We start from the raw sequence: 21,954 nt of genomic DNA on the forward strand, positions 1-21,954 counted from the left end.
GCGCGTTTGATGGAGTCGATGCTGAGGTCGGCTTCGAGGTCGAGGTCGGGTTCGATCATGTCGGTGGGGTAGCCGGTGCGTTCGCTGATGATCTCGAGCACGGTGCGCAGCACGTCGGCCCCGGTGACCGTGCCGGCCGTCGGTGCGGTGGGTGGGGTGGCTGGTGCGAGGCGGGTGGTGAGCCAGGTGGTGATGGTGGCGGCGGTGCGGGCTTTGGCGAGTTCTTCGAGTTCGGTGTCGTCGAGGGTGGTGTCGGTGTCGGTGGTGATGCCGAGGCGTTGGGCGAGTTCGCCGGCGATCTCGGCGCGTTTGATGGAGTCGATGCTGAGGTCGGCTTCGAGGTCGAGGTCGGGTTCGATCATGTCGGTGGGGTAGCCGGTGCGTTCGCTGATGATCTCCAGCACGGTGCGCAGCACGTCGGCCCCGGTCACGGCACCGGTGCCGTCCCCGCCTCCATCCCCTGGCGCCGGGGCGACACGGGCCGCCGGCTCCACCGGGACACGGGTCTGCGGTGCTGCGGGTACGGCCGGCGCCGCCGGTACGGCGATCCGCTCGCCGGGCACCGCCCCGAAGTAGGTGAGCAGCACATCGCGCTGGGCGGCGACCATCTCCCTGCTGGTGCGCAGGAACTCGGAGATCAGCGCGTCCCGGTCGGAGGGGACGCCGGGCGCGGGATTCGTCGTCACTGTCGTCTCCACGACTCGTCGGGCCGGTGCCAGCGCACCGGGCAGGAGGTCTCCGGCGGCGGTGCGCACGAGCTGTCCGTCCACCGTCCAGCCGGGCCGCTTCGGCACCGGGCCGCGCACCGCGTCGACGGCGTCCCGGCCGCGCAGCAGCCATCCGGCGCGCACCGGCACCCCCGCGGCGGCCAGCTGCGCGAGCGCGTCGAGCCAGCCCCGCAGCCCGCTGTCCGCCCGCGGCTCACAGGCCACCGCGCGATGCGGACGCCCGCCGAGGATCTGCCCGACCAGACCCGTGAGCACCGAGCCGGGCCCGGCCTCCACGAAGACCCGCGCCCCCGCCTCGTACATCGCCTCGATCTGCGCGGTGAAGCCGACCGGGGCGCCGATCTGGGCCGCCAGCCCGGCCCGCACCGCGTCCGCGTCCGCGGCGTACGGGGCCGCCGTACGGTTCGACCACACCGCGAACTCGGGCTCCCGCACCGGCCGGTGCGCCAGCGCCCGTGCGAAGCGTTCCCCGGCACCGGCCACCAGTGGGCTGTGGAAGGCGCACGCCACGGGGAGGCGCTTGGCGCCGAGGCCCGCGGCCCTCAGCAGCCGCACGGCCTCGGTGACGTCCTGCGTCGGACCCGATATCACCGTCTGCCGGGGCGAGTTGCGGTTCGCCACGACGACCGAGGCGGGCGCGTCCGCCGCCCGCAGAGCGCTCTCCACGTCCTCGGCGCCCGCCGAGACCGCGGCCATGGTGCCCGGATCGTCCTCGCCGGTGGCCGCGAGGATCGCCTCGGCGCGCTCGGTGCTCAGCTCCAGCAGCGTCCCGGGGTCGAGCGCCCCCGCGGCGCAGAGGGCGACGAGCTCGCCGTAGCTGTGCCCGGCCGCCATGTCGGGCCGGACGCCCGCCGCGGTGAGCAGGGCGTGGGCGGCGAGCCCGGTGATGCCCAGGGCGGGCTGGGCGGCGCGGGTGTCGGTGAGCGCGGACCGGCGCCGGTCACGGGCGGTGTCGTCGAAGGCGGCCGGCGGATACAGCCGGGCGGCGTGCGCGCGGCCGAGGCGCAGATAGTGCTGGAGCTCGGGGAAGGCGACGAAGACGTCCGCGAGCATCCCGGGCCGCTGACTGCCCTGGCCGGGGAAGAGGAAGGCGACCTTGCCCGGCCCGGTGCCCGGGTCCGCCGGACCGCTTCCGGCGCCGTCGGTCCCCGCGCCGTCGGTCCGTGCGCCGTCGTCCCCCCGGCCCGTGAGGTGGATCCCGGCGGCCGGGGCGTGCTCACCGGCCAGTACCCGCCGCAGCTGCCCGATCAGTCCGTCCACATCCGTCGCCACCACGGCGGCGCGCACCGGGTCGTGGGACGCGTCGGCGCGCCGGGCGGCGCTCAGCGCCAGGTCCCGCAGCCGCCACGGACGGCCGTCCGCCCCGGCCGCGTCGAGGACCTCCCGCACCGCCCGCGCGGCGGCCGCGTCGTCCCTGCCGCGGAACAGGAACAGCTCGGCCGGCCACACGGCCAGGCCCTGCCGCGGCGCGGCGCCCCCGTGGGCGGCCAGCACCAGATGGAAGTTGGTGCCGCCGAACCCGAACGCGCTCACCCCGGCCAGCCGTTCACCGGCCGGTACGGCCCAGGGGCTCGCCTCGGTGTGGAAGGCGAAGGGGCTGTCCTCCTCCCGCCAGGCCGGGTTGGGCCCCGTCATGTGCAGGGTGGGCGGCTTGACACCGGTGTGCAGGGCGAGCGCCGTCTTGATGAGCCCGGCGAGGCCGGCCGCGCACTTGGTGTGTCCGATCTGCGACTTGACCGACCCCAGCGCACAGCCGCCGGGCGCCGCCCCGGCCGCCGTGAACACCTCGCTGAGGATGGACAGTTCGGTTCGGTCACCGACCACCGTCCCGGTGCCGTGCGCCTCGACGAGCCCCACGTCGGCCGGGGACACACGGGCGTTGCGGTAGGCACGCTCCAGGGCCGACCGCTGCCCTTCCGGACGGGGCGCCGTCAGACCGAGGGAGCGGCCGTCGCTGGAGCTGCCGAGGCCCTTGATCACCCCGTAGACCCGGTCCCCGTCGCGTTCGGCGTCCGCGAGCCGTTTCAGGACGACGCAGGCGACGCCCTCACCCAGGGCGATCCCGTCGGCGGAGCCGTCGAAGGCCCGGGAGCGGCCGGTGGGGGAGAGGGCGTGCACCGAGGAGAAGAGGACGTAGTCGTTGATGCCGTTGTGCAGGTCCGCGCCGCCGCACAGCACCACGTCACTGGTGCCGCCGGTGAGTTCCTTGCACGCCACGTCGACGGCCGCGAGCGAGGAGGCGCAGGCCGCGTCGACCGTGAAGTTCGCGCCGCCCAGGTCCAGCCGGTTGGCGATCCGGCCGGAGACGACGTTGGCGAGCATCCCGGGGAAGGAGTCCTCGGTGAGCCGGGGCAACTGCTCCTCGAGACCCTCCGGGACCCGGCCGTAGTACGACGGGAGGACGGCCCGCAGCGTGGCCGCGTTGGACAGATCGCTGCCCGCCTCCGCGCCGAACACCACCGAGGTGCGCGAGCGGTCGAACTCCCGCCCCCCGTCGCCGTACCCGGCGTCCTCCAGGGCCCGCCGGGCCGCCTCCAGGGCCAGCAGCTGGACGGGCTCCACGCTGCCCAGGGACGCGGGCGGGATGCCGTAGCGCAGCGGGTCGAAGGGGATCGGCGGCAGGAACCCGCCCCACTTCGACGCCGTCACGCCCGCCTCCACATGGACGGCCGGGTCCCAGCGCTCGGGCGGCACCTCGGTCACGGCGTCGCGCCCGCCGACGACGTTCGCCCAGTAGGTGGCGAGGTCGGGAGCCTGCGGGAACATGCAGGCCATCCCGACGATCGCGACGTCCAGCGGGGCGGGCGGCTCAGGGGCCGCGGCGGACGCCGGTCCCAGCGACTCCCGGAGCGCCGCGGCCCGGTCCGTGAGGAACTCCGCCGCGCCCTGGGACACCGACCGGTGCAGCGCGCCGACCGTCGTCGTCGCCGACCGCAGCACGGCCACCTCACCGGCCATGAACATGCCCTCGGCGAGCTGCCGTCGCTCGTCCACCGGCACCAGCTCGCCCGACGCGGAACGGTCGACGCCCTTCGAGGCGATGCGCAGCCGCCCGACGTTGAGCTGCTCCAGCTCCTCCCACAGCCGCCGGTCGGGCACACCGCCGGCACGCAGCAGCGCCTCGTGCTCCCGGTAGCCGTCGGTGAACGGGCTCGGCACGCACCGGGTCGCGTGGCCCGGCGCGGTCTCCAGCAGCGTGGTCCGTTCGGCGGCCATCACCCGCCGCTGGAACAGCGGGCGGATCGCGCCCCGGTCCACGGCCTCCTCGGTGAACAGGTACGCCGTACCCATCAGCACCCCGACCGCCGCGCCGCGCGCGGTCAGCGGCGCGGCGAGCGCGGCGGTCATCGCGGCCGACCGCTCGTCGTGGACGCCGCCCGCGAAGAACACCTCGACGCCGCGCGCCGTCCCGTCGTCCGCGTCGGCCAGGAAGTCCTCCAGGACGCCCAGTTGGGCCTCCCACAGCGGGAAGCTGCCGCGCGGGCCGACATGTCCGCCGCACTCGGAGCCCTCGAACACGAACCTGCGCGATCCGGCCTGCAGGAACTGCCGCAGCAGTCCGGGCGAGGGCACGTGCAGGAAGGTGCTGATCCCCACCTCCTCCAGCGCCCGGGCCTGCGCGGGCCGCCCGCCCGCGATGATCGCGTGCGTGGGCCGCAGCTCCCGTACGGCGTCCAGCTGCGCGGCGCGGACGTCCTCCGGCGCGAAACCGAGCACCCCCACGCCCCAGGGCCTCTCGCCCACGGCGGCGCGGGTCGCGGTGAGCATCTCCCGGGTCCGCTCCCCGCTCGCCAGGGCCAGCGCCAGGAACGGCAGGGCGCCGTCGGCGGCGACGGCGGCCGCGAACGCCGCACGGTCGCTCACCCGGGTCATCGGCCCCTGCGCCACCGGCAGCCGGGTGCCGAGCGCCCGGCTCATCGCGGAGCCCTCCCGCAGCGCGGCGGCGGCGGTGCCGTCCCGCAGCGCTTCCCGCACCGCCGCGGCCAGGGCGCGCACCGCCCGCCCGGCGTCGCCCCAGCGCTCCGCGAACCGCGCCGCGAGGAAGGCGTCCTGTCCCACCGGCAGCAGCTGGGTCCGCAGGTCCCCGGCCCCGAGCAGCGCCGCCACCGCCGCCGGATCGTCCGCCGGCACGTCCGGGGTGTCCGGGCCGCGCCGCAACAGCACCCGGTGACCCGCGACCACGGCCGTCTCCGAACCGTCCAGCGACCGCAGCACCGAGGCCGCCGGCTCCGGCAGCCCGGACTCGTCCAGCAGCGCCAGCTGCACGTCCAGGACGACCCCGGCCGCCCCGCCCGCCACCGCCGCGGCCGCCGTCCGCGGCCCGATGCCGCCGCACGCCCACACCGGAACGCCCGACGCGCCGTCCGCGAGCAGCTGCTGGAGCAGCACGAAGGTGCCCAGCTCGCCCACCCGGCCGCCGGACTCGGCCCCCCGGGCGATCAGCCCGTGCGCCCCGGCGGCCACCGCCTCCCGGGCCGCGCCGAGATCCGTGACCTCCACCAGTACCCGCCGCCCGCGCGGCACGTCGCCGGGCCGCCAGGGCGCGCCGGGCCCGAGGAGCACCGTGCCCGGCCCGTCCCCGTCGTCCTCCCCGAGGTCCGCCGGTGTCATCCGGCACCGCGCGCCGACCCGCACCCCGAAGGCTCCCGGCGCCGTCGCGCGCAGTCGCGCCAGCGCCTCGCGCGATCTTCGGTCACCGCCGCCCAGATCGAGCACCCCGAGCCCACCGGCACGGCACACGGCCGCGGCGAGCCGGGTATCGGGTTCACCGAACGGCGTGACGCCAATGATCATGTCCTCGGAACGTACAGCGGACGTCATGATTCTCCGAATCACAGGTAAAACTGCACGGTGGGGGGTCGTGGGACGCGACAAAGGACGGTGAAAACGCCTTGTTTGAAACCTGTAGAAAGCTAGTGGGGTGATTACTCGCCGGTCAACGATGCCTTGGGCCCGGCCAAAGGCATGGGGCCGATCCGGTCAAACAAGGGCAGCGGTCCAGGCCGTCGAAAATCGGATCAATTCCCTTCAGGAGCGGCGCCGGAGGACCGTGTGTGACGCGCGTCCGCGTCCGGGAATCCCGGTCGGCTCCCTCCGATTCACTCGCCTCTCACATCGCCGAAACACACGGGGCCGATCACCCCACGGGTGTTAACTCGGCCCCTCGGCGCCAGGTTGTCCAGATCGGATCGTGACACGGCGGACAATGCGCCGAGAGGCCCGCTTGATCCCGTCCTGCGGCATGGGAAGAAAAGAAACACGTATTTCCCGGATGCGCGTGCACCGTACGTACATCACGCGTACGACGACGCCGGGGACACTGCCGCGGGCCCGCCCGGACGGGTTCACGCGGACGGCCGCGGCCCCGCCGGGACCGGGCCGCGACGCCGGGCCGTCACGGTCACTTACCGTCAAGTAATATCGCCGGGCGGCCGCTCGGAGCCGCGGGAGCGCGACCCGGAGGTGCCGTATGGCGGAGCGAGTGCAGGTCGGCGACACGGTGGAGGACTTCGAACTCCCCGACGAGACCGGAACGGTGCGCACGCTGTCCGCACTGCTCGCCGACGGGCCGGTGGTGCTGTTCTTCTACCCGGCGGCCCTCACCTCGGGCTGCACGGCCGAGGCCTGCCATTTCCGCGACCTGGCCGCCGAGTTCGCGGCCGCCGGCGCCCGGCCGGTCGGCATCAGCGGCGACAGCGTGGAACGCCAGCAGGAGTTCGCCGGCCGGCACACCCTGGGCATGCCCCTGCTGTCCGACCCGGACGGCACCGTACGCGAACGGTTCGGTGTGAAGCGGGGCTTCACCATGGCACCCACGAAGCGCGTCACGTTCGTCATCGTCGAGGACCGCACGGTCCTGGAGGTGGTCCGCAGCGAACTCCGTATGAACACCCACGCGGACCGCGCCCTGGAAGCCCTGCGCAACCGCGGCTGAGAGCCGGGGCACGGGGCCCGGCGGGGTCCGGGGCGCGGCCCCCGGGGACGGGAACGGGAAGGGGCGGCGGGGGCGAACACCCTCCCGCCCCCGCCCCGTCCCCGCTCAGAACTCCTCGTGGACCTCCGGGTCCCCGCCCAGCCGCCGCCGCGCCCCGCCCCCGATCGCCGCCAGTTCCGCCCCGTCCAGCTCGAACCCGAAGACGTCCAGGTTCGCCCGCTGCCGCTCGGGATCCGACGACTTGGGTATGGGCACGGCGCCCAGCTGCGTGTGCCACCGCAGCACCGCCTGCGCGGGCGTCACCCCGTGCGCCCGGGCGACCGCCGTCACGGCGGGGTCGGCCAGCAGTCCGGAGCCCCGGCCGAGCGGGCTCCAGCTCTCCACGACGATGCCCTTCGCGGCGTGGAAACGGCGCAGCTCCTCCTGCGGGAACAGCGGGTGCAGCTCGATCTGGTTCACCGACGGCAGCACGCCGGTCTCCTTCTCCAGCCGCTCGATGTGCCCGGCGGTGAAGTTGGAGACGCCGATCGAGCGCACCAGACCGTCCTCGCGCAGTTTGATCATCGCCCGCCAGGAGTCGGCGTACCGGTCGACGCGGGGCAGCGGCCAGTGGATGAGATACAGGTCGACGTAGTCCAGCCCGAGGCGCCGCCGGGACTCCTCGAAGGAGGCGAGGGTCTCCTCGTAGCCGTGGTGCCGCCCGGGAAGCTTCGTGGTCACGACGATCTCCTCGCGGGGCACCCCGCTGCGGGTGATCCCGAGGCCGACGCCGGTCTCGTTGCGGTAGTTCACCGCGCTGTCGACCAGCCGGTAGCCGGTCTCCAGGGCTCCGCGCACCGCCTGCTCGGCCTCGGCGTCGTCCATCGGCCAGGTGCCGAGGCCGAGGGCGGGCAGTGCTGTGCCGTCGTTGAGGGTGTGTGCCGGGATGCTGATCACGGGGGGACCTTCCCTTGCTGTGCGGTTCTGTGGCGCCGTCCGCCGCCGGGTACCCGGTACGGGGGCCGTGAGGCACCGTCGACGCCTCCGCCCAGCCTGTCACGATCTTCCGGGAACGAGCGGGCGGGCGGCCGGGCGGGCGGCTGAGCGGGCGGCCGCGGCCGGGACGGCGCACAGGGCGGACCGTGCGGGGCGCTCCGGCCCGCCGCCGCTCCGCCATAGAGGGTTAACCCTTGAATGCGCCGGGCCTGGATGACATGCCCGGAACAACTCTGTCATTCTCCCCCACATCCGTGACACGGAAATCTCCCCGGTCCGGCCACCGCAGAAGGCCCCCCGCACAGCTGAGCTCGTCCCGGGCAGCACACCCGTCTGCCCGGTCTGTCTCCGGCCGCGACCCGGCGGCCGCCGCAGTAGGAGTACGAGTGAGACGCATCCCCCGCAAGCGGACCGCGGCAGCGGCCGCCCTGGTCTCCACCACTGCCTTCCTCGCCCTCGGCATCCAGGCGGTCCCCGCGACCGCCACGCCGGCCTCCCCCCACCCCGCCCCCGTGCGCACCGGCGCCCTGGAGGCGAAGCTGTCCCCGGCCCAGCACACCGCGCTGATCAAGAGCGCCGCCGGGCAGACCTCCGCGACCGCCCGCACCCTCGGGCTCGGGTCGAAGGAGAAGCTGATCGTCAAGGACGTCGTCAAGGACAACGACGGCACGCTGCACACCCGTTACGAGCGCACCTACGCGGGCCTGCCCGTCCTCGGCGGCGACCTCGTCGTGCACACCCCGCCCGCCTCGGTGGCCGCGGGCACGGTGAGCACCACCTTCAACAACAAGCGCGCCGTCAAGGTGGCGAGCACCACGGCCGCGGTCGCGAAGTCCGCCGCGGAGACCAAGGCGCTCACGACGGCGAGGACCCTCGACGCCAAGGCGCCGAGCGCGGACAGCGCGCGCAAGGTGATCTGGGCTGGCTCCGGCACCCCGAAGCTCGCCTGGGAGACGGTGATCGGCGGCTTCCAGGACGACGGCACGCCCAGCAGGCTGCACGTCATCACCGACGCCACCACCGGCAAGGAGCTGTCCCGGTACCAGGGGATCGAGACCGGTACGGGCAACACCCAGTACAGCGGCACCGTCACCCTGAACACCACGCTGTCCGGGTCGACGTACCAGCTGTACGACACCACGCGCGGCGGCCACAAGACGTACAGCCTCAACAACGGCACGTCGGGCACCGGCACCCTGATGACCGACTCCGACGACGTCTGGGGCACCGGTGCCGGGTCCAACACCCAGACCGCCGGCGCGGACGCGGCCTTCGGCGCCCAGGAGACCTGGGACTTCTACAAGAACACCTTCGGCCGCAACGGCATCAAGAACGACGGCACCGCCGCCTACTCCCGGGTCCACTACAGCAGCAGCTACGTCAACGCGTTCTGGGACGACAGCTGCTTCTGCATGACCTACGGCGACGGCTCCGGCGGCACCCACGCGCTGACCTCGCTCGACGTGGCCGGGCACGAGATGAGCCACGGCGTCACCTCCAACACCGCGGGCCTCAACTACACGGGCGAGTCCGGCGGACTGAACGAGGCGACCTCCGACATCTTCGGCACGGGCGTCGAGTTCTACGCCAACAACTCCTCCGACGTCGGTGACTACCTCATCGGCGAGAAGATCGACATCAACGGCGACGGCTCACCGCTGCGGTACATGGACAAGCCCAGCAAGGACGGCTCGTCCGCGGACAGCTGGTACTCCGGCGTCGGCAACCTGGACGTGCACTACTCCTCGGGCCCGGCGAACCACATGTTCTACCTGCTCTCCGAGGGCAGCGGCACCAAGACCATCAACGGCGTCACCTACACCAGCACCACCTCCGACGGGGTCGCCGTCGCCGGCATCGGCCGGGCCGCCGCCCTCCAGATCTGGTACAAGGCGCTGACGTCGTACATGACGTCCAGCACCAACTACGCCGGTGCTCGCACCGCCGCCCTCAGCGCGGCCGCGGCGCTCTACGGCACGAGCTCGGCCCAGTACGCCGGGGTGGGCAACGCGTTCGCCGGCATCAACGTCGGCAGCCACATCACCCCGCCGAGCAGCGGCGTCACGGTGACCAACCCGGGCAGCCAGTCCTCCACCGTCGGCACCGCGGTGAGCCTGCAGATCTCGGCGAGCAGCACCAACTCCGGCTCCCTGACCTACAGCGCCTCCGGCCTTCCCACCGGCCTGTCGATCAGCAGCTCGACCGGTGCGATCACCGGCACCCCGACGACCGCCGGCACGTACAGCACCACCGTCACGGTGACCGACTCCACCGGCGCGACCGGCACGGCGTCCTTCACCTGGACCGTCAGCACCAGCGGTGGCGGCGGCACCTGCACCTCCACGCAGCTGCTGGGCAACGCGGGCTTCGAGTCGGGCAGCACCACCTGGACGGCGTCCAGCGGTGTCATCACCAACTCCAGCAGCGAGGCGGCGCACGGCGGTTCCTACTACGCCTGGCTCGACGGCTACGGCTCCACCCACACCGACACGCTCTCCCAGTCGGTGACCGTCCCGTCCGGCTGCAAGGCCACGCTGACCTTCTACCTGCACGTCGACACCTCGGAGACCACCACCAGCACGGCGTACGACAAGCTGACGGTGACCGCCGGTTCGACGACCCTGGCGACGTACTCCAACCTCAACGCCGCCTCCGGCTACGCCCAGAAGTCCTTCGACCTGTCCTCGCTGGCCGGTTCGACCGCCACGCTGAAGTTCAGCGGCGTCGAGGACTCCTCGCTCCAGACCAGCTTCGTCATCGACGACACGGCGCTGACGACCGGCTGACCCCGGACGGCAGGCACAGGTGACGGTGCCCCGCACGCGGTACGTACCGCGTGCGGGGCACCGTCACGACCGGGTGCGGAACGTACGCTCCAGGAGCCCGAGCAGAGCCTCCCAGTGGCGTTCGTCGCTCTCCTTCCGGTACGCCGCGGTGTCGGCCTGGGTGAACCCGTGCGGGGCCCCGGGGTACACCTCGCACCGGTGCCGCACCCCCGCCCCGGTCAGGGTGTTCTCCAGCCGCTCGATCTGCTCCGGCGGCAGCGACGCGTCCTGGTCGGCGTGCCCGAAGTACACCTCGGCGGTGATGTTCCCGGCCACCAGATGCGGGCTGTCGGGCGTGTCGGTCGCCAGCTGCGCGCCGTGGAAGCCGGCGGCGGCCGCGACCCGGTCCGGGTGGGTGCCGGCCGTGAGCAGCGCCAGCCGGGCGCCCATGCAGTACCCGGTCACCGCGACCGGCCCGTCCGTGACCAGCGGCGACTCCTCCAGCAGGCGCAGATACGCATCGGCGTCCCGCATGGCGGGACCGGGGGCCAGGGACCGGATGAGCGGCCCGACCTTCTTCCAGATCTCCGGACGCGCGGCGGGGTCGATGAACTCGGGGAGGTCGACGACCGGGCTGCGGCCGTGCCGGTAGAACACATTGGGCACGAGCACGGTGTAGCCGGCGGCGGCGACGCGGTCCGCCATGCCCCGCAGGTGGGGCCGGAGCCCGAAGGCGTCCTGGAACATCAGCACACCGGGCCGCGGACGGCCGTCCGCGGGACGGGTGAGGTAGGCGTCGGCGGTGCCGTCGGCGGTCGTGATGTCGACGCCGGTTCCTGCTACGTCGGTCGTCATGGCGGAGAGTCCTCCCGCACGGTCGTCGTCGCGGCCCGGAAGCGGAGCCGGTCCGCCGGTCCGGCCCATCCTGGCACGCGGGACCGGCGCGGCCGCGGCCGGGACCGGCGTTCACTCGAAGCGGCTGACGTCCCCCGCGCCCCGCCGTACGATCTCGGCCTCACCACTGGAGAAGTCGATGACGGTGGTCGGCTCGGTACCGCACTCCCCGGAGTCCACCACGGCGTCCAGCACATGGTCGAGCCGGTCCTTGATCTCCCAGCCCTGGGTCATCGGCTCCTTCTCGTCGGGCAGCAGCAGCGTGCTGGACAGCAGCGGCTCGCCGAGCTCCGCGAGCAGCGCCTGGGTGACCACGTGCTCGGGGATACGGACGCCGACGGTCTTCTTCTTCGGGTGCAGCAGCTTGCGGGGCACCTCCCGGGTCGCCGGGAGGATGAACGTGTAGCTGCCCGGCGTCGACGCCTTGACCGCGCGGAACACGTCGTTGTCGACCCGCACGAACTGGCCCAGCTGCGCGAAGTCACGGCACACCAGCGTGAAGTGATGCCGGTCGTCGAGATGCCGGATGCTCCGGATCCGGTCGATCCCGTCCCGGCTGCCCAGCTGGCACCCGAGGGCGTAGCAGGAGTCCGTCGGATAGGCGATCAGCGCTCCCGCCCGGATGCTGTCGGCGATCTGGGAGACGATCCGGGCCTGAGGATTCTCAGGATGCACATCGAAGTACCTGGCCATCCCCCGAGCTTATGCCGCCGGGCCCCCCGGCAGACAAACCGGCGGCCCCGGCCTGCCCGCCCCGCCCCCTGCCCGCCCCACCCTGCCCGCCCCACCCTGCCCGGCACTCCCGGCCTGTCCGGCGTTCGAGGACCAGACCCGTCCAGGGCCGGCAGGGGGTCCGGGGGCGCAGCCCCCGGGGACGGGAACGGGAAAGGGTGGCGGGGGCGACCCACACCCCCGCCACCCCGGCATACCCCCCGCATCCCGGGGAACCCGGACCCCGTAGCCGCCCGGGGCCCTCCCCCCGCCCCGGGCCGCCGACACGGCTCCGCAGGCGCACCCGCCCCCGGCGCGCCCGCGGGGCCGTCCCCCTCCCGGACACCACGACCCTGACCCAAGACCCCGCCCCCGGGCCCCGGGCCCGCTCCACTGGGCCGGTTCACCCGAGTCCGGTAACGTCACCCACGTATGCGCAGGTCAACGGCCTGACGCCCGCCACGGCGAAAGGGGTGAGAAGTGACCGGCGGCACAGAACACGGACCGCACGGCAGCCCCCGCCCCTGGACCGAGGAACTCCTCGGCCACCTCCGTCCCACCGCCCGGGACCTGAGCAAGGTCATCGACTGGCTGGCCACGACCGTGCGGGGCGAGGTGGCCCTCCTGGACGGCACCGGCCGCACCCTCGCCGGAGAGGACCTGCCCCTGGACGGCACCCTGGTCGCGGATCTGCTGGCCGGCCGTATCTCCTCCGCCGCGCTCCAGGACGGCGCCCGCCACGTCCGCCTGGTGGTCGCGGGCCGCCCGCAACCGGCTGCCGCCCCCACCGCCCTCACACCCACCGCCCTCACCCCCGCTCCCACCACCGTCGCCGTCCTGGCCGTGGCCCGCCCCGTGCCCTTCGACCGCCACTCCGCGGAGATCGTCACCCACACCGCCGGCGTACTCGAACTGCTCCTGCGGGAACGCGAACTCACCGTGGCCGCGGCCCGCCTCAAGAGAGCGGCCGCCGACCTCCGCCTGGCGATCCTGCAACTGCTGATGGTGGAGGACACCGTCTCGGCCCGCCGGGTCGCCGCGGGCCTGTGGCCCGGTCTGCTCGACACGGACGCGGCCTGCGTCTACGTCGTCGAGAGCCGCGCCGACCTGCGCGACCACCTCGCCGAGCAGGCCGCCGCGGCGACCGAGGGGCAGGCCCTGGTGGTGCGCTGCCCCGCGGTGGACGGCCATGTGATCGTCGTGGCCCCCGGCACCGCCGCCGCCGACGGTCTGCGCGCCGTGGTCGCCCGGCACCCCGGCGTGTTCCTCGGCGGCAGCACCCGCCAGAGCCTCGCCCGTACCGCCGCCGCGTACGGTCAGGCGATCAGTGCCCTCGCGGTCGCCCGGGTCCGCCCCGACAAGGCCGCCGTCTACGCCGAACGGACCCACCCCGAGCGGCTCATGGATCCCGCGGCCCTCGCGGCGTGGGCGGCGTGTCTGCTGCGCCCGCTGGACGTGCTGCCCCACCACACCCGGGCCGAACTGCTCGCCACCACCCGTCTCGGCCTGGAGTTCACCGCCGTCAGCGCGGCCAAGGTGCTCGGCGTCAGCCGCAACACCGTGCGGGCCCGCATGGACCGCGTCGAGACCATGCTGCGCACCGACTTCTCCGACCTCAGGGTCCGCGCCGCCGTCCACCTCGCCCTGAACACCGAGGCCGCCGCGGCGTGCGCGGGCCCCGACCGGGCGGCGTACGGCACCCCCGGCGCCGTACGGCTCGGCGATCTGCTGGACGGGGCCGCCGTACGGTTCTGGGCGCACGGTCTGCTGGAGAGCCTGGCGGCGGACGGCCGGAACCTGCGCCGTACGCTGCGGGCCTGGATCGCCGCCGACGGCAACGCCGAGCGGGCCGCGCAGGACCTGGGCGTCCACCCGCAGACCGTGCGCGAGCACGTGCGGGGGGCGGAACCCGTGCTGGAACGCCAGCTCCTCGCCTCCGGCAGCGACCTCTACGAGGTGGTCGTGGCCCATCTGGCCGCCGGTGACCTGGACGCACCGGACTTCGGCAATCCGGATCAACCGGACTCATTTGTGCACGAGTGAGTCCCCCGGCCGTCCCCAAAGGGCATCGCCGCGGTACCCAACGGTCCCGTGGCCACGTAAGTTCGGCCTTCCGCGGGGGACGGCGACCGGCACGGGGGACCGGTCGCACCCCCGCGCCCGACCCCCGTCACGCGGACTCCCCGGGCTGCCGGCGGCCGGGGGAGCGGGGACCGAAGCGGACGGGCAGGGCCGTGAGCGAACGGTGGAACGGGCCGGGCCGCCAGCTCAGCCGCTCGCGCGGCAGCACCGGTTCCAGATCGGGCAGCCACTGCATCAGCCGTTCGACGGCCTCCGTGACGATGAGCAGGGTGTGCCGGGTGACCGGGCAGGTGTGCGGGCCCGCCGACCAGGACAGATGCGAGGCGTCACGCGGCATCCGGGCGCCGTCCGCCGGTTCCTGCCCGGCGAAGTGCGCCAGCGCGCCGTAGGAGATCACCACCGGCACGGCCGGACGGATCCGGGTGCCGTGGAACGACACCGGGGCACGGGCGTAGTGGATGCCGTAGTTGGCCAGCGGGGTCTCGTGGTGCAGCACCTCGGTCACCGCGTCCGTCACCGGCCGGGCGCCGCCGGTGAGGGTGGAGCGGTAGTCCGGGTTGCCGAGGATCCTGGACAGCGCGTTGGACAGCAGGTTCGCCGTCGGTTCGTGTCCCGCGCCCAGGGTGAGGAACACCTGCCAGACGACCTCCTCGACGGTCAGCCCGGCCGGGTGGTCGAGCAGCCAGCTCGGCAGGTCGTCCCCCGGCCGCTCCTCCTTGGCCGCGACGAGCTCCCGGACGTAGGCGGCGGACTCCGCCTCGCCCTCGGCCGCCCCGGCGCCGCCCTCCCACAGCTTGCCCAGGGCCCGGCCGAGCCGGTCGCCCTCGCTGTCGGGCAGCCCGAACAGACTGTTGAACACCAGTGCCATCAGCGGCCGGGCGAACTCCGCCACCAGGTCGGCCCGGCCGCGCGGCCCGAAGCGGGCCACCAGCACCCGGACCGCCCGGTGCACCCGGGCCCGGAGATCGTACGGTTCGACGCGGTCGAACATGTCGATGAGGGTGGTGCGGTAGCGGACGTGCGCCGCGTCGTCGGCGAACAGGGCGTTCGGCCGCCAGCGCATCATGCCCAGCACGGGCGAGCCGTCCGCGACGGTGGTCTCCCAGGGGCGCGGATCGTGGGAGAACGTCCGCGTGTCGCGCAGGACGTCCAGTGCGGCCCGCCGCTCGGTGACCACGTACGCGGCGACGCCCGGGGCGAGTTCCGCCCGGCCGACCGCGCCCTGGGCGCGCAGGGCGGCGTAATAGCGGTACGGGTCGCGGGCGAAGCCGTCCTCCCACAGCCGCACGGCGGGCGGGACGGGGCTCAAGGGTGCTCCGTGGAGTCGTGGCCGAGGAGATGGTGGAACAGGGCCAGCAGGGCGTCCACACAGGATTCCGGGTCCCGCGCGTCGCAGGTCACCATCGGGGTCTCCGGTGCCAGGTCCAGGGCGGCGCGCAACTGCTCGGAGGAGTGGTGGCGGGGTGCGTCGGGGAACGTGTTGAGGGCGACGGCGTACGGCAGTCCGCTCTCCTCGACCAGGCCGAGGGCGTCGAACGAGGCGTCGACGCGGCGGGTGTCCACCAGCACCAGCGCGCCGAGCGCCCCGTGGGCGATGTCGTCCCACAGGGCCCGGAACCGTTCCTGGCCGGGCGTGCCGAACAGGTACAGCACGACGCCGCCCGGCAGACTGATCCGCCCGAAGTCGACGGCGACGGTGGTCGTCGTCTTCTCCCGCACCCCGGTGAGGTCGTCCACCGGGGTGGACGCCTCGGTGAGCCGTTCCTCGGTGTGCAGCGGGCGGATCTCCGACACCGATCCGATCAGGGTGCTCTTGCCGACCCCGAACGGCCCGGCGACCACGATCTTCACCAGGTTCCGCGCGGCGGCGGGCAGATGCACACCGTGTCCGCCCCCGAGCCCTGCGGCCGAACGGACACTCCCCGAACCACCGGAACCGGCGGGCGCGCGGAGGGCGTCCGGGGTGCCAGGGCTCTCCGGGGCGGGGCGGGCGGTGGGCGGGGTGCCGCCCGGGCCGCCGCGGTCAGGTGCTCTTGAGGGCGCGGAGGCCATCGGCGACTCTCTTCAGCAGGTCGGGGTCGAATTCCTCGGCGGGCGGGATCGGCGCGCGGGTCAGGAGCAGACCCCGGTCGACGAGGCCGGTGGCCAGCACCCGTACCGCGGAGAACGGCAGCCGCAGCAGGGCCGCGGCCTCCACGGCGGTCAGCGCGCCGCCGTCCAGGACGTCCAGCAGGGCGAGTTCGGCGGCGGGCAGGTCCGGCGGCGCGGGGCGCCCCCCGGCGGCCAGCACCGAGAGCCGCTCCAGATGGGGGCGGCTCGGCCGGGCCGTGCCGCCGGTCGACAGGTACGCGGGGACCAGGGGGCGGCCGCCGCCGCGGCCGGTCATGCCGGCGCGCCGCCGCCGGCCCCTCTGGGCGCGGCCGTCATCGCTTTCTGCCCCAGCCGCGCCACCTGGGAGTGGACCCGGTGCGCGAGCAGGTCGAGCCGCACCTCCGGATCTCCGTACGCGGCCACACAGGTGCCGTGGTCGGTGGGCACGACCAGCACATAGCCGTGGTCGGACTCGATCACGACCTGCCGCACCTCGGCGCCGTCCCGGTCGGCGAACGCGGCCGCCGCCGTACGGCACGCCCCCTGCACGGTGCCGGTGATGGCGGCCACCCGCTCCGCCGACGCCTGCGACAGCGCGTCGGTCCAGCCGGTGACGAGTCCGTCCCGGGTGAGCAGGACGGCGGCCACGACATGCGGCACCTGCAGGATCGGATCGAGCACCCATGCCGTGTCGGTCGCCTCGCGACTGGTCATCGAACCGCTCCCCCTTCGTGGTCGGTGGCGTCTGCTGCTCCGGCCGGTCGCGGGCGGGCCGCCCCGGGCACGGTGTCGTCGAGGTCGGACAGCGGCGCGGTGCGCGCGGCGGCGGTGCCGGCCTGGAGGGCGCCGAGCGCGGCGGCGGCCTCCTCCGGGCGGCGCGCGGACGGTTCCGGGCCGGACTGCCGCGAAACGGCCGGCTGCGGCCGGTGCTCCGGGTACGGCGCGTCCTGCGGTCCGGCGGCCGGGCGGGCGCTGCGGCGCCTGCGGCGCGGGAGCCCGCCGGTGTCCCGCAGGTCCCGTGTGCCCCGGGCGCCCGCGGCGTCCCGAGTGCCCCGGGCGTCCCCGGTGTCCCGGGCGCCCGCGACGTCCCGCGTGTCCTCCGTGCCCCGTGGCCCGTGGTGTCCGGAGGCGGCGGCACCGGCCGTCCCGTCGGGCTCCGAGCCGTAGGCGTGGCCGTGGCCGTGGCCGTGGCCGTGGCCGTGCGCGGCGGGCTGCGGCGGCTCCGGCTCGGGAGCGGCCGCGGCGGGCGGCTGCGCCGGGCGGTGGGTGCGGGTGGAGCGGGGCGCGCTGGCGGCGGGCGGCAGCTCGGCGGGGTCGAGACGGCTGAGCAGATGACTGTCGACGCGCAGCACCGCGCGGACCCCGCCGTAGGGGGAGGGCGACGACAGGTCGACGCTGAGATCGAACTGCCGGGTGAGCCGCCCGACGGCGGCCAGGCCCATCCGGGGCGGGTCGCCGAGGTCGGTGAGCAGGATCGGCTCGCGGCCGGCCACCAGACGCCGGGCGCGGACCCGTTCGTCCTGCGTCATGCCGAGCCCGGCGTCGTCCACGGTGACGCACACGCCGTGGTGGACGTGCTCCAGATTGACCACGACGTCGGTGTCGGGGGAGGAGTGCCGCAGCGCGTTGTCGAGGAGCTCGGCGGCGATGACCGCCACCGGTTCCACGGCGTGCGGCACCAGGGCGGTACCGGGCTCGAGGTGGTTGTGGACCTTGACCCGCCGGTAGTCGGCCAGCCGGGCCTGCCCGCCGGTGACGGCGTCCACCAGATGCGACTCCTCGCGCGCCAGGCCCACCCAGGCCCCGCACACCACCGCGGCCACCTGGGCACGGCGCAGGGACTGCTCGTTCTCGTGGTCCAGTTCGAACAGGGTCTGTGCCAGCTCCGGCTCGTCGTAGCGCTGCTGCAGGGTGCGCAGGGCGTCCTGGAGCCGGTAGAGAGCGGCCTGGATCTCCCGGACCGCACCCCGCATCCCGGCCTGGGCCGCGGCGTCGACCCGGGTGCGCTGGGCGGCCAGCTCGGCCCGCACACCGGTCAGTACGGCCTCCAGGGCGATACCGAGGGGCGTCCCGGCGATGTGCGGCTGCACGGGGCCCGGCACCGCGACATGCGGATGGGCCAGCTGCCGGGCCGTGGCGGGGACGCGCTGCGCGGCGAGATGCTCGACCTCGGCGGTGAGCACCTGCTGGAAGGCGTCGAGCCGGGCGTGCAGCCGGTCCGCCTCCGCACGCAGGGCGGTGTACCGGCGCCGGGACCGCAGCACACTGCCCCCGAGGACGAGCGCGGAGAGCGCGCCGACGGCGAGACCGCCGGTCACCAGGTCCGGTAATTCGATCATCGAATCGATTCCCAGGGGTCGGACGGAACTCGGACTCGGACGGTGGTACGAGGCCCTCGCGCACGGCACTGCGCAGCACAGTACACACGGTCATCGGCCGATCTCACTCGGTTGGCCGAGACTTCACCGTGAAACCGGGCGACGCCGGTTCCTTCTGCGTCGACTGCCCGAAATGCCGCACCCTGTAAGCGAGTTGATCAATACGGAAACGCGCGCACGCCGTGTGGTGGGCCGGCCGGGCGGTCCGCACCGCCGGGTGGCGGCCCCGCTCCCCGCTTTCGGGTGACCCGCCGGACTGTCACCCGGGACACGGCGGGCCGGGTGCCCCACGATCGCTGACGGCCGGGCGGCCCCGCACACCGGCCGCCCTCGCCCCGCGCCCTCCCGCCTCCCCCGATTCCCCGCTTCTCCGCCCGCCCCCGCCCGAACTCCTCGTCCGCCCCTCGTCCGACGGGAGCACACCGTGCACATCCTGCTCGTGGCCAGTGCCTTCAACAGCCTCACCCAGCGCGTCCACGCCGAACTCCGCGACCGCGGCCACACCGTGGCGGTGGAACTCGCCCTGCGGGGCCACGACCTGGCCGGGGCCGTACGGCGCCACGCGCCGCGCCTGGTGATCGCCCCGATGCTGCGGACCGCGATCCCCCGCGAGGTGTGGGCCGACCTGCCCTGCTTCGTGGTGCACCCCGGCCCGGTCGGCGACCGCGGACCCTCCTCGCTGGACTGGGCGGTCCAGGAGGGCGCCGAGCGCTGGGGGGTGACGGTCCTTCAGGCGACGGAGGAGATGGACGCCGGTGATGTGTGGGCGACCGTGCCCTGCGCGCTCCCGCAGGCCGGCAAGAGCGACCTGTACCGGGGGGAGATCGCCGACGCCGCGCTGTCGGCCGTCCTGCTCGCCGTGCACCGCTTCTCGTCGGGGACGTACGTCCCGCGTCCCCAGCCCGAAGTCCCCGCCCGCCCGTACCTGGACCAGAGCACGCGCCGTGTCGACTGGCACACGGACACCACCGCGGACATCCTGCGGCGGCTGCGGGCCGCGGACTCGCAGCCCGGTGTGCTGGACGAACTGCTCGGTGCGCGGTGGTATGTGCACGGCGGCCACCCCGAGTACGAACTCCGCGGCGAACCAGGGGAGTTGCTGGCCACCCGGGCGGGCGCGGTGTGCCGGGCCACCCGGGACGGCGCCGTATGGCTCCCGGAGCTGCGCCCCCGCCGTCCGGCGGGCGAACCGGCCGCCTTCCGGCTGCCCGCCGTCACCGCCCTCGGTGACCGGCTGCCGCCGCTGCCCGACCTTCCCGCCGGCCCGGACGCCGACCCCCGCACCTGGACGGACATCCGCTACCGCGAGGTGGGCACCGTCGGCTTCCTCGGCTTCTCGTTCCCCGGCGGCGCCATGAGCACCGCACAGTGCCGCCGCCTGCTCGACGCCTACCGCGCCGCGTGCGCCCGCCCCACCACCGTCCTCGTCCTCGGCGGCCGGCGGGACTTCTTCTCCAACGGCATCCACCTCGGCGTCATCGAGGCCGCCGACGACCCCGCCGCCGAGTCCTGGGCGAACATCAACGCCCTCGACGACCTGGTCGAGGCGGTCCTCACCACCACGGACCGGCTGACCGTGGCGGCCGTCGCGGGCAACGCGGCGGCGGGCGGTGTGATGCTCGCGCTGGCCGCCGACGAGGTGTGGCTGCGCTCCGGCGCCGTGCTCAACCCGCACTACCGGCTCATGGGCCTGCACGGCTCCGAGTACTGGACGTACACCCTGCCCCGCCGCGTCGGCGCGGCCGCGGCCGCACGGCTGACCGGCGACGCCCTGCCGGTGAGCGCGGCCGGCGCCCTGCGGCTGGGCCTGGCCGACCGGGTGGTCGCCGCCGCGCCCGGCGCGTTCGCCGCCGAGGCCGCCCGACTGGCCGCCCGGCTCGCCGTGCTGCCGGGCACCGGGGCCCGGATCGCGGCGAAGAAGGCCGCCCTCGACCACCAGGAGCGCACCGAGCCGCTCGCCGCGTTCCGGGCGCGGGAGCTGGACCTGATGCGCCGCACCTTCGACGACCCCACGGCCCCCTACCACGCCCTGCGCCGGGCCTTCGTCCGCAAGGAGAGCCCGGAGCGCACCCCGCCGCACCTGGCCGCGCCCGTCGGCAGAGGCCGTCCGGACCGTTCCCCGCACCGCGTCACCGCAATGGACCCCTCCGGCATCCCACCGGAGCCGGACCGCTGGTACCAAGAACAACGGCACCCGAAATGCCCCTGAAGCGCGAGAAGGACCTGATGCCCGCGACGGGCGTGACGCGCGCAGACCCACGCCTTCATCCCTGACCTCCCGAGGAGGCGGTCCCATGACAGCGGCGAACCCGAGCACGGCCGGCACGACCGGCACCGGCGGCCCCGGCGCGGACGAGGCGCCCACGGTCCACATCCTCTGGATCAACGCCGGGCTGAGCTGCGACGGCGACTCGGTCGCGCTGACCGCCGCCTCCCAGCCGAGCATCGAGCAGATCGCCCTCGGCGAGATCCCGGGACTGCCGAAGATCGCCGTGCACTGGCCGCTCATCGACTTCGAGTGCGGTCCGGTCGGCGGCGCGGACACGTTCATCGAGTGGTTCTTCAAAGGCGAACGCGGCGAGATCGACCCCTTCGTGCTGGTCGTGGAGGGCTCCGTCCCCAACGAGGCCATCAAGCCCGAGGGCTACTGGTCCGGCTTCGGCGACGACCCGGTCACCGGCCAGCCGATCACCACCAGCGAGTGGATCGACCGCCTCGCGCCCAAGGCCCTCGCCGTCGTCGCCATCGGCACCTGCGCCACGTACGGCGGGATCCACGCCATGGCGGGCAACCCGACCGGGGCGATGGGCGTGCCCGACCACCTCGGCTGGGACTGGAGGTCCAGGGCCGGCATCCCGATCGTCTGCGTGCCCGGCTGCCCGGTCCAGCCGGACAACTTCGCCGAGACCCTGACGTATCTGCTCCACCAGGCGGCCGGCGCCGCCCCGATGATCCCCCTCGACGACAAGCTGCGCCCCGCCTGGCTGTTCGGCGCCACCGTGCACCAGGGCTGCGACCGGGCCGGCTACTACGAGGAGGGCGAGTTCGCCAAGGACTACGACTCGCCGACCTGTCTGGTGAAGCTCGGCTGCTGGGGCCCCGTCGTCAAGTGCAACGTGCCCAAGCGGGGCTGGATGAACGGCATCGGCGGCTGCCCCAACGTCGGCGGCATCTGCATCGCCTGCACCATGCCGGGCTTCCCGGACAAGTTCATGCCGTTCATGGACAAGCCGCCCGGCGCCACCGTCTCCAGCCGGGCGAGCGGCGCCTACGGCGCGCTGATCCGCAGGCTGCGCGAGTTCACGCTGCAGACGGCGGACAAGGAGCCCAAGTGGCGGCACACCGGCACGAAGATCACCACCGGCTACCGGCCCCCGTGGTGAGCACCCGTACCG

The 21,954-nt window shown here is 74.3% G+C and carries 14 protein-coding genes; 5 read left to right on the top strand and 9 right to left on the bottom strand.

Going from position 1 to position 21,954, the window contains the following annotated elements; genetic code table 11:
- Positions 1–5,522 (bottom strand): beta-ketoacyl synthase N-terminal-like domain-containing protein (locus ABZ862_RS34200; RefSeq protein WP_360967030.1); only part of this gene is annotated, 5,522 nt, incomplete at its 3' end.
- 676 nt (positions 5,523–6,198) lie between these two features.
- Between ABZ862_RS34200 and ABZ862_RS34205 the strand changes: the two genes are divergently transcribed.
- Positions 6,199–6,663 carry a peroxiredoxin gene (locus ABZ862_RS34205; protein WP_360967033.1) on the top strand — a complete coding sequence of 155 codons (465 nt, stop codon included), beginning with the start codon at positions 6,199–6,201 and terminating at the stop codon, positions 6,661–6,663.
- Between the two features lie 105 nt (positions 6,664–6,768).
- Here ABZ862_RS34205 and ABZ862_RS34210 read toward each other — a convergent pair whose 3' ends face one another.
- Positions 6,769–7,599, bottom strand: a complete 831-nt coding sequence (locus tag ABZ862_RS34210) for an aldo/keto reductase (RefSeq protein WP_360967036.1) — start codon at positions 7,597–7,599, stop codon at positions 6,769–6,771.
- Positions 7,600–8,024: 425 nt separating this feature from the next.
- On the opposite strand from ABZ862_RS34210, the gene ABZ862_RS34215 reads away from it, so the two are divergent.
- Entirely contained in the window at positions 8,025–10,424 is a 2,400-nt protein-coding gene (locus ABZ862_RS34215) for a M4 family metallopeptidase (RefSeq protein WP_360967040.1), read from the top strand.
- Positions 10,425–10,487: 63 nt separating this feature from the next.
- On the opposite strand, the gene ABZ862_RS34220 is transcribed toward ABZ862_RS34215, so the two are convergent.
- Complete coding sequence (locus ABZ862_RS34220) at positions 10,488–11,258, bottom strand: dienelactone hydrolase family protein (protein ID WP_360967043.1); 771 nt, start codon at positions 11,256–11,258, stop codon at positions 10,488–10,490.
- A 111-nt stretch (positions 11,259–11,369) separates the two neighbouring features.
- A complete protein-coding gene (locus ABZ862_RS34225; RefSeq protein ID WP_360967046.1) occupies positions 11,370–11,990 on the bottom strand; it encodes an L-threonylcarbamoyladenylate synthase in 621 nt (206 codons plus the stop codon).
- A gap of 498 nt (positions 11,991–12,488) precedes the next feature.
- Between ABZ862_RS34225 and ABZ862_RS34230 the strand changes: the two genes are divergently transcribed.
- Positions 12,489–14,051, top strand: coding sequence for a helix-turn-helix domain-containing protein (locus ABZ862_RS34230; RefSeq protein WP_360967048.1), 1,563 nt, complete (start codon positions 12,489–12,491; stop codon positions 14,049–14,051).
- Between the two features lie 127 nt (positions 14,052–14,178).
- On the opposite strand, the gene ABZ862_RS34235 is transcribed toward ABZ862_RS34230, so the two are convergent.
- The 5 genes from ABZ862_RS34235 to ABZ862_RS34255 all read right to left on the bottom strand — a co-directional run bounded on the left by ABZ862_RS34235 (position 14,179) and on the right by ABZ862_RS34255 (position 18,520).
- Positions 14,179–15,399, bottom strand: coding sequence for a cytochrome P450 (locus ABZ862_RS34235; protein ID WP_360967050.1), 1,221 nt, complete (start codon positions 15,397–15,399; stop codon positions 14,179–14,181).
- Positions 15,396–15,971, bottom strand: a complete 576-nt coding sequence (locus ABZ862_RS34240; protein WP_360967053.1) for an ATP/GTP-binding protein — start codon at positions 15,969–15,971, stop codon at positions 15,396–15,398. Before ABZ862_RS34240 ends, ABZ862_RS34235 begins: the two co-directional genes overlap by 4 nt.
- A 142-nt stretch (positions 15,972–16,113) precedes the next feature.
- Positions 16,114–16,476: a DUF742 domain-containing protein gene (locus ABZ862_RS34245; protein WP_360967056.1), complete on the bottom strand. Its 363-nt coding sequence runs from the start codon at positions 16,474–16,476 to the stop codon at positions 16,114–16,116.
- Positions 16,473–16,895: a roadblock/LC7 domain-containing protein gene (locus ABZ862_RS34250; RefSeq protein ID WP_360967059.1), complete on the bottom strand. Its 423-nt coding sequence runs from the start codon at positions 16,893–16,895 to the stop codon at positions 16,473–16,475. Before ABZ862_RS34250 ends, ABZ862_RS34245 begins: the two co-directional genes overlap by 4 nt.
- Positions 16,892–18,520: an ATP-binding protein gene (locus ABZ862_RS34255; protein ID WP_360967062.1), complete on the bottom strand. Its 1,629-nt coding sequence runs from the start codon at positions 18,518–18,520 to the stop codon at positions 16,892–16,894. The genes ABZ862_RS34250 and ABZ862_RS34255 overlap by 4 nt, the downstream gene beginning before the upstream one ends.
- Positions 18,521–18,983: 463 nt before the next feature.
- Here ABZ862_RS34255 and ABZ862_RS34260 point away from each other — a divergent pair, with 463 nt between their 5' ends.
- Both ABZ862_RS34260 and ABZ862_RS34265 read left to right on the top strand, forming a co-directional pair.
- The gene (locus tag ABZ862_RS34260) at positions 18,984–20,768 is read left to right on the top strand and encodes a hydrogenase maturation protein (protein ID WP_360967064.1); all 1,785 of its coding nucleotides are present in this window, start codon (positions 18,984–18,986) and stop codon (positions 20,766–20,768) included.
- 85 nt (positions 20,769–20,853) lie between these two features.
- Entirely contained in the window at positions 20,854–21,942 is a 1,089-nt protein-coding gene (locus ABZ862_RS34265) for a hydrogenase expression protein HypE (RefSeq protein ID WP_360967066.1), read from the top strand.
- Positions 21,943–21,954 lie beyond the last annotated feature (12 nt).

The organism is Streptomyces sp. NPDC047000 (assembly GCF_040644295.1).
Lineage (GTDB): Bacteria > Actinomycetota > Actinomycetes > Streptomycetales > Streptomycetaceae > Streptomyces.

What these genes read in the sequence shown, in the direction of transcription:
- ABZ862_RS34205 (WP_360967033.1), top strand. Translation starts at nt 6,199, where the DNA reads ATGGCGGAGCGAGTGCAGGTCGGCGACACGGTGGAGGACTTCGAACTC.
- ABZ862_RS34220 (WP_360967043.1), bottom strand. Translation starts at nt 11,258, where the DNA reads ATGACGACCGACGTAGCAGGAACCGGCGTCGACATCACGACCGCCGAC.
- ABZ862_RS34225 (WP_360967046.1), bottom strand. Translation starts at nt 11,990, where the DNA reads ATGGCCAGGTACTTCGATGTGCATCCTGAGAATCCTCAGGCCCGGATC.
- ABZ862_RS34245 (WP_360967056.1), bottom strand. Translation starts at nt 16,476, where the DNA reads ATGACCGGCCGCGGCGGCGGCCGCCCCCTGGTCCCCGCGTACCTGTCG.
- ABZ862_RS34250 (WP_360967059.1), bottom strand. Translation starts at nt 16,895, where the DNA reads ATGACCAGTCGCGAGGCGACCGACACGGCATGGGTGCTCGATCCGATC.
- ABZ862_RS34255 (WP_360967062.1), bottom strand. Translation starts at nt 18,520, where the DNA reads ATGATCGAATTACCGGACCTGGTGACCGGCGGTCTCGCCGTCGGCGCG.
- ABZ862_RS34265 (WP_360967066.1), top strand. Translation starts at nt 20,854, where the DNA reads ATGACAGCGGCGAACCCGAGCACGGCCGGCACGACCGGCACCGGCGGC.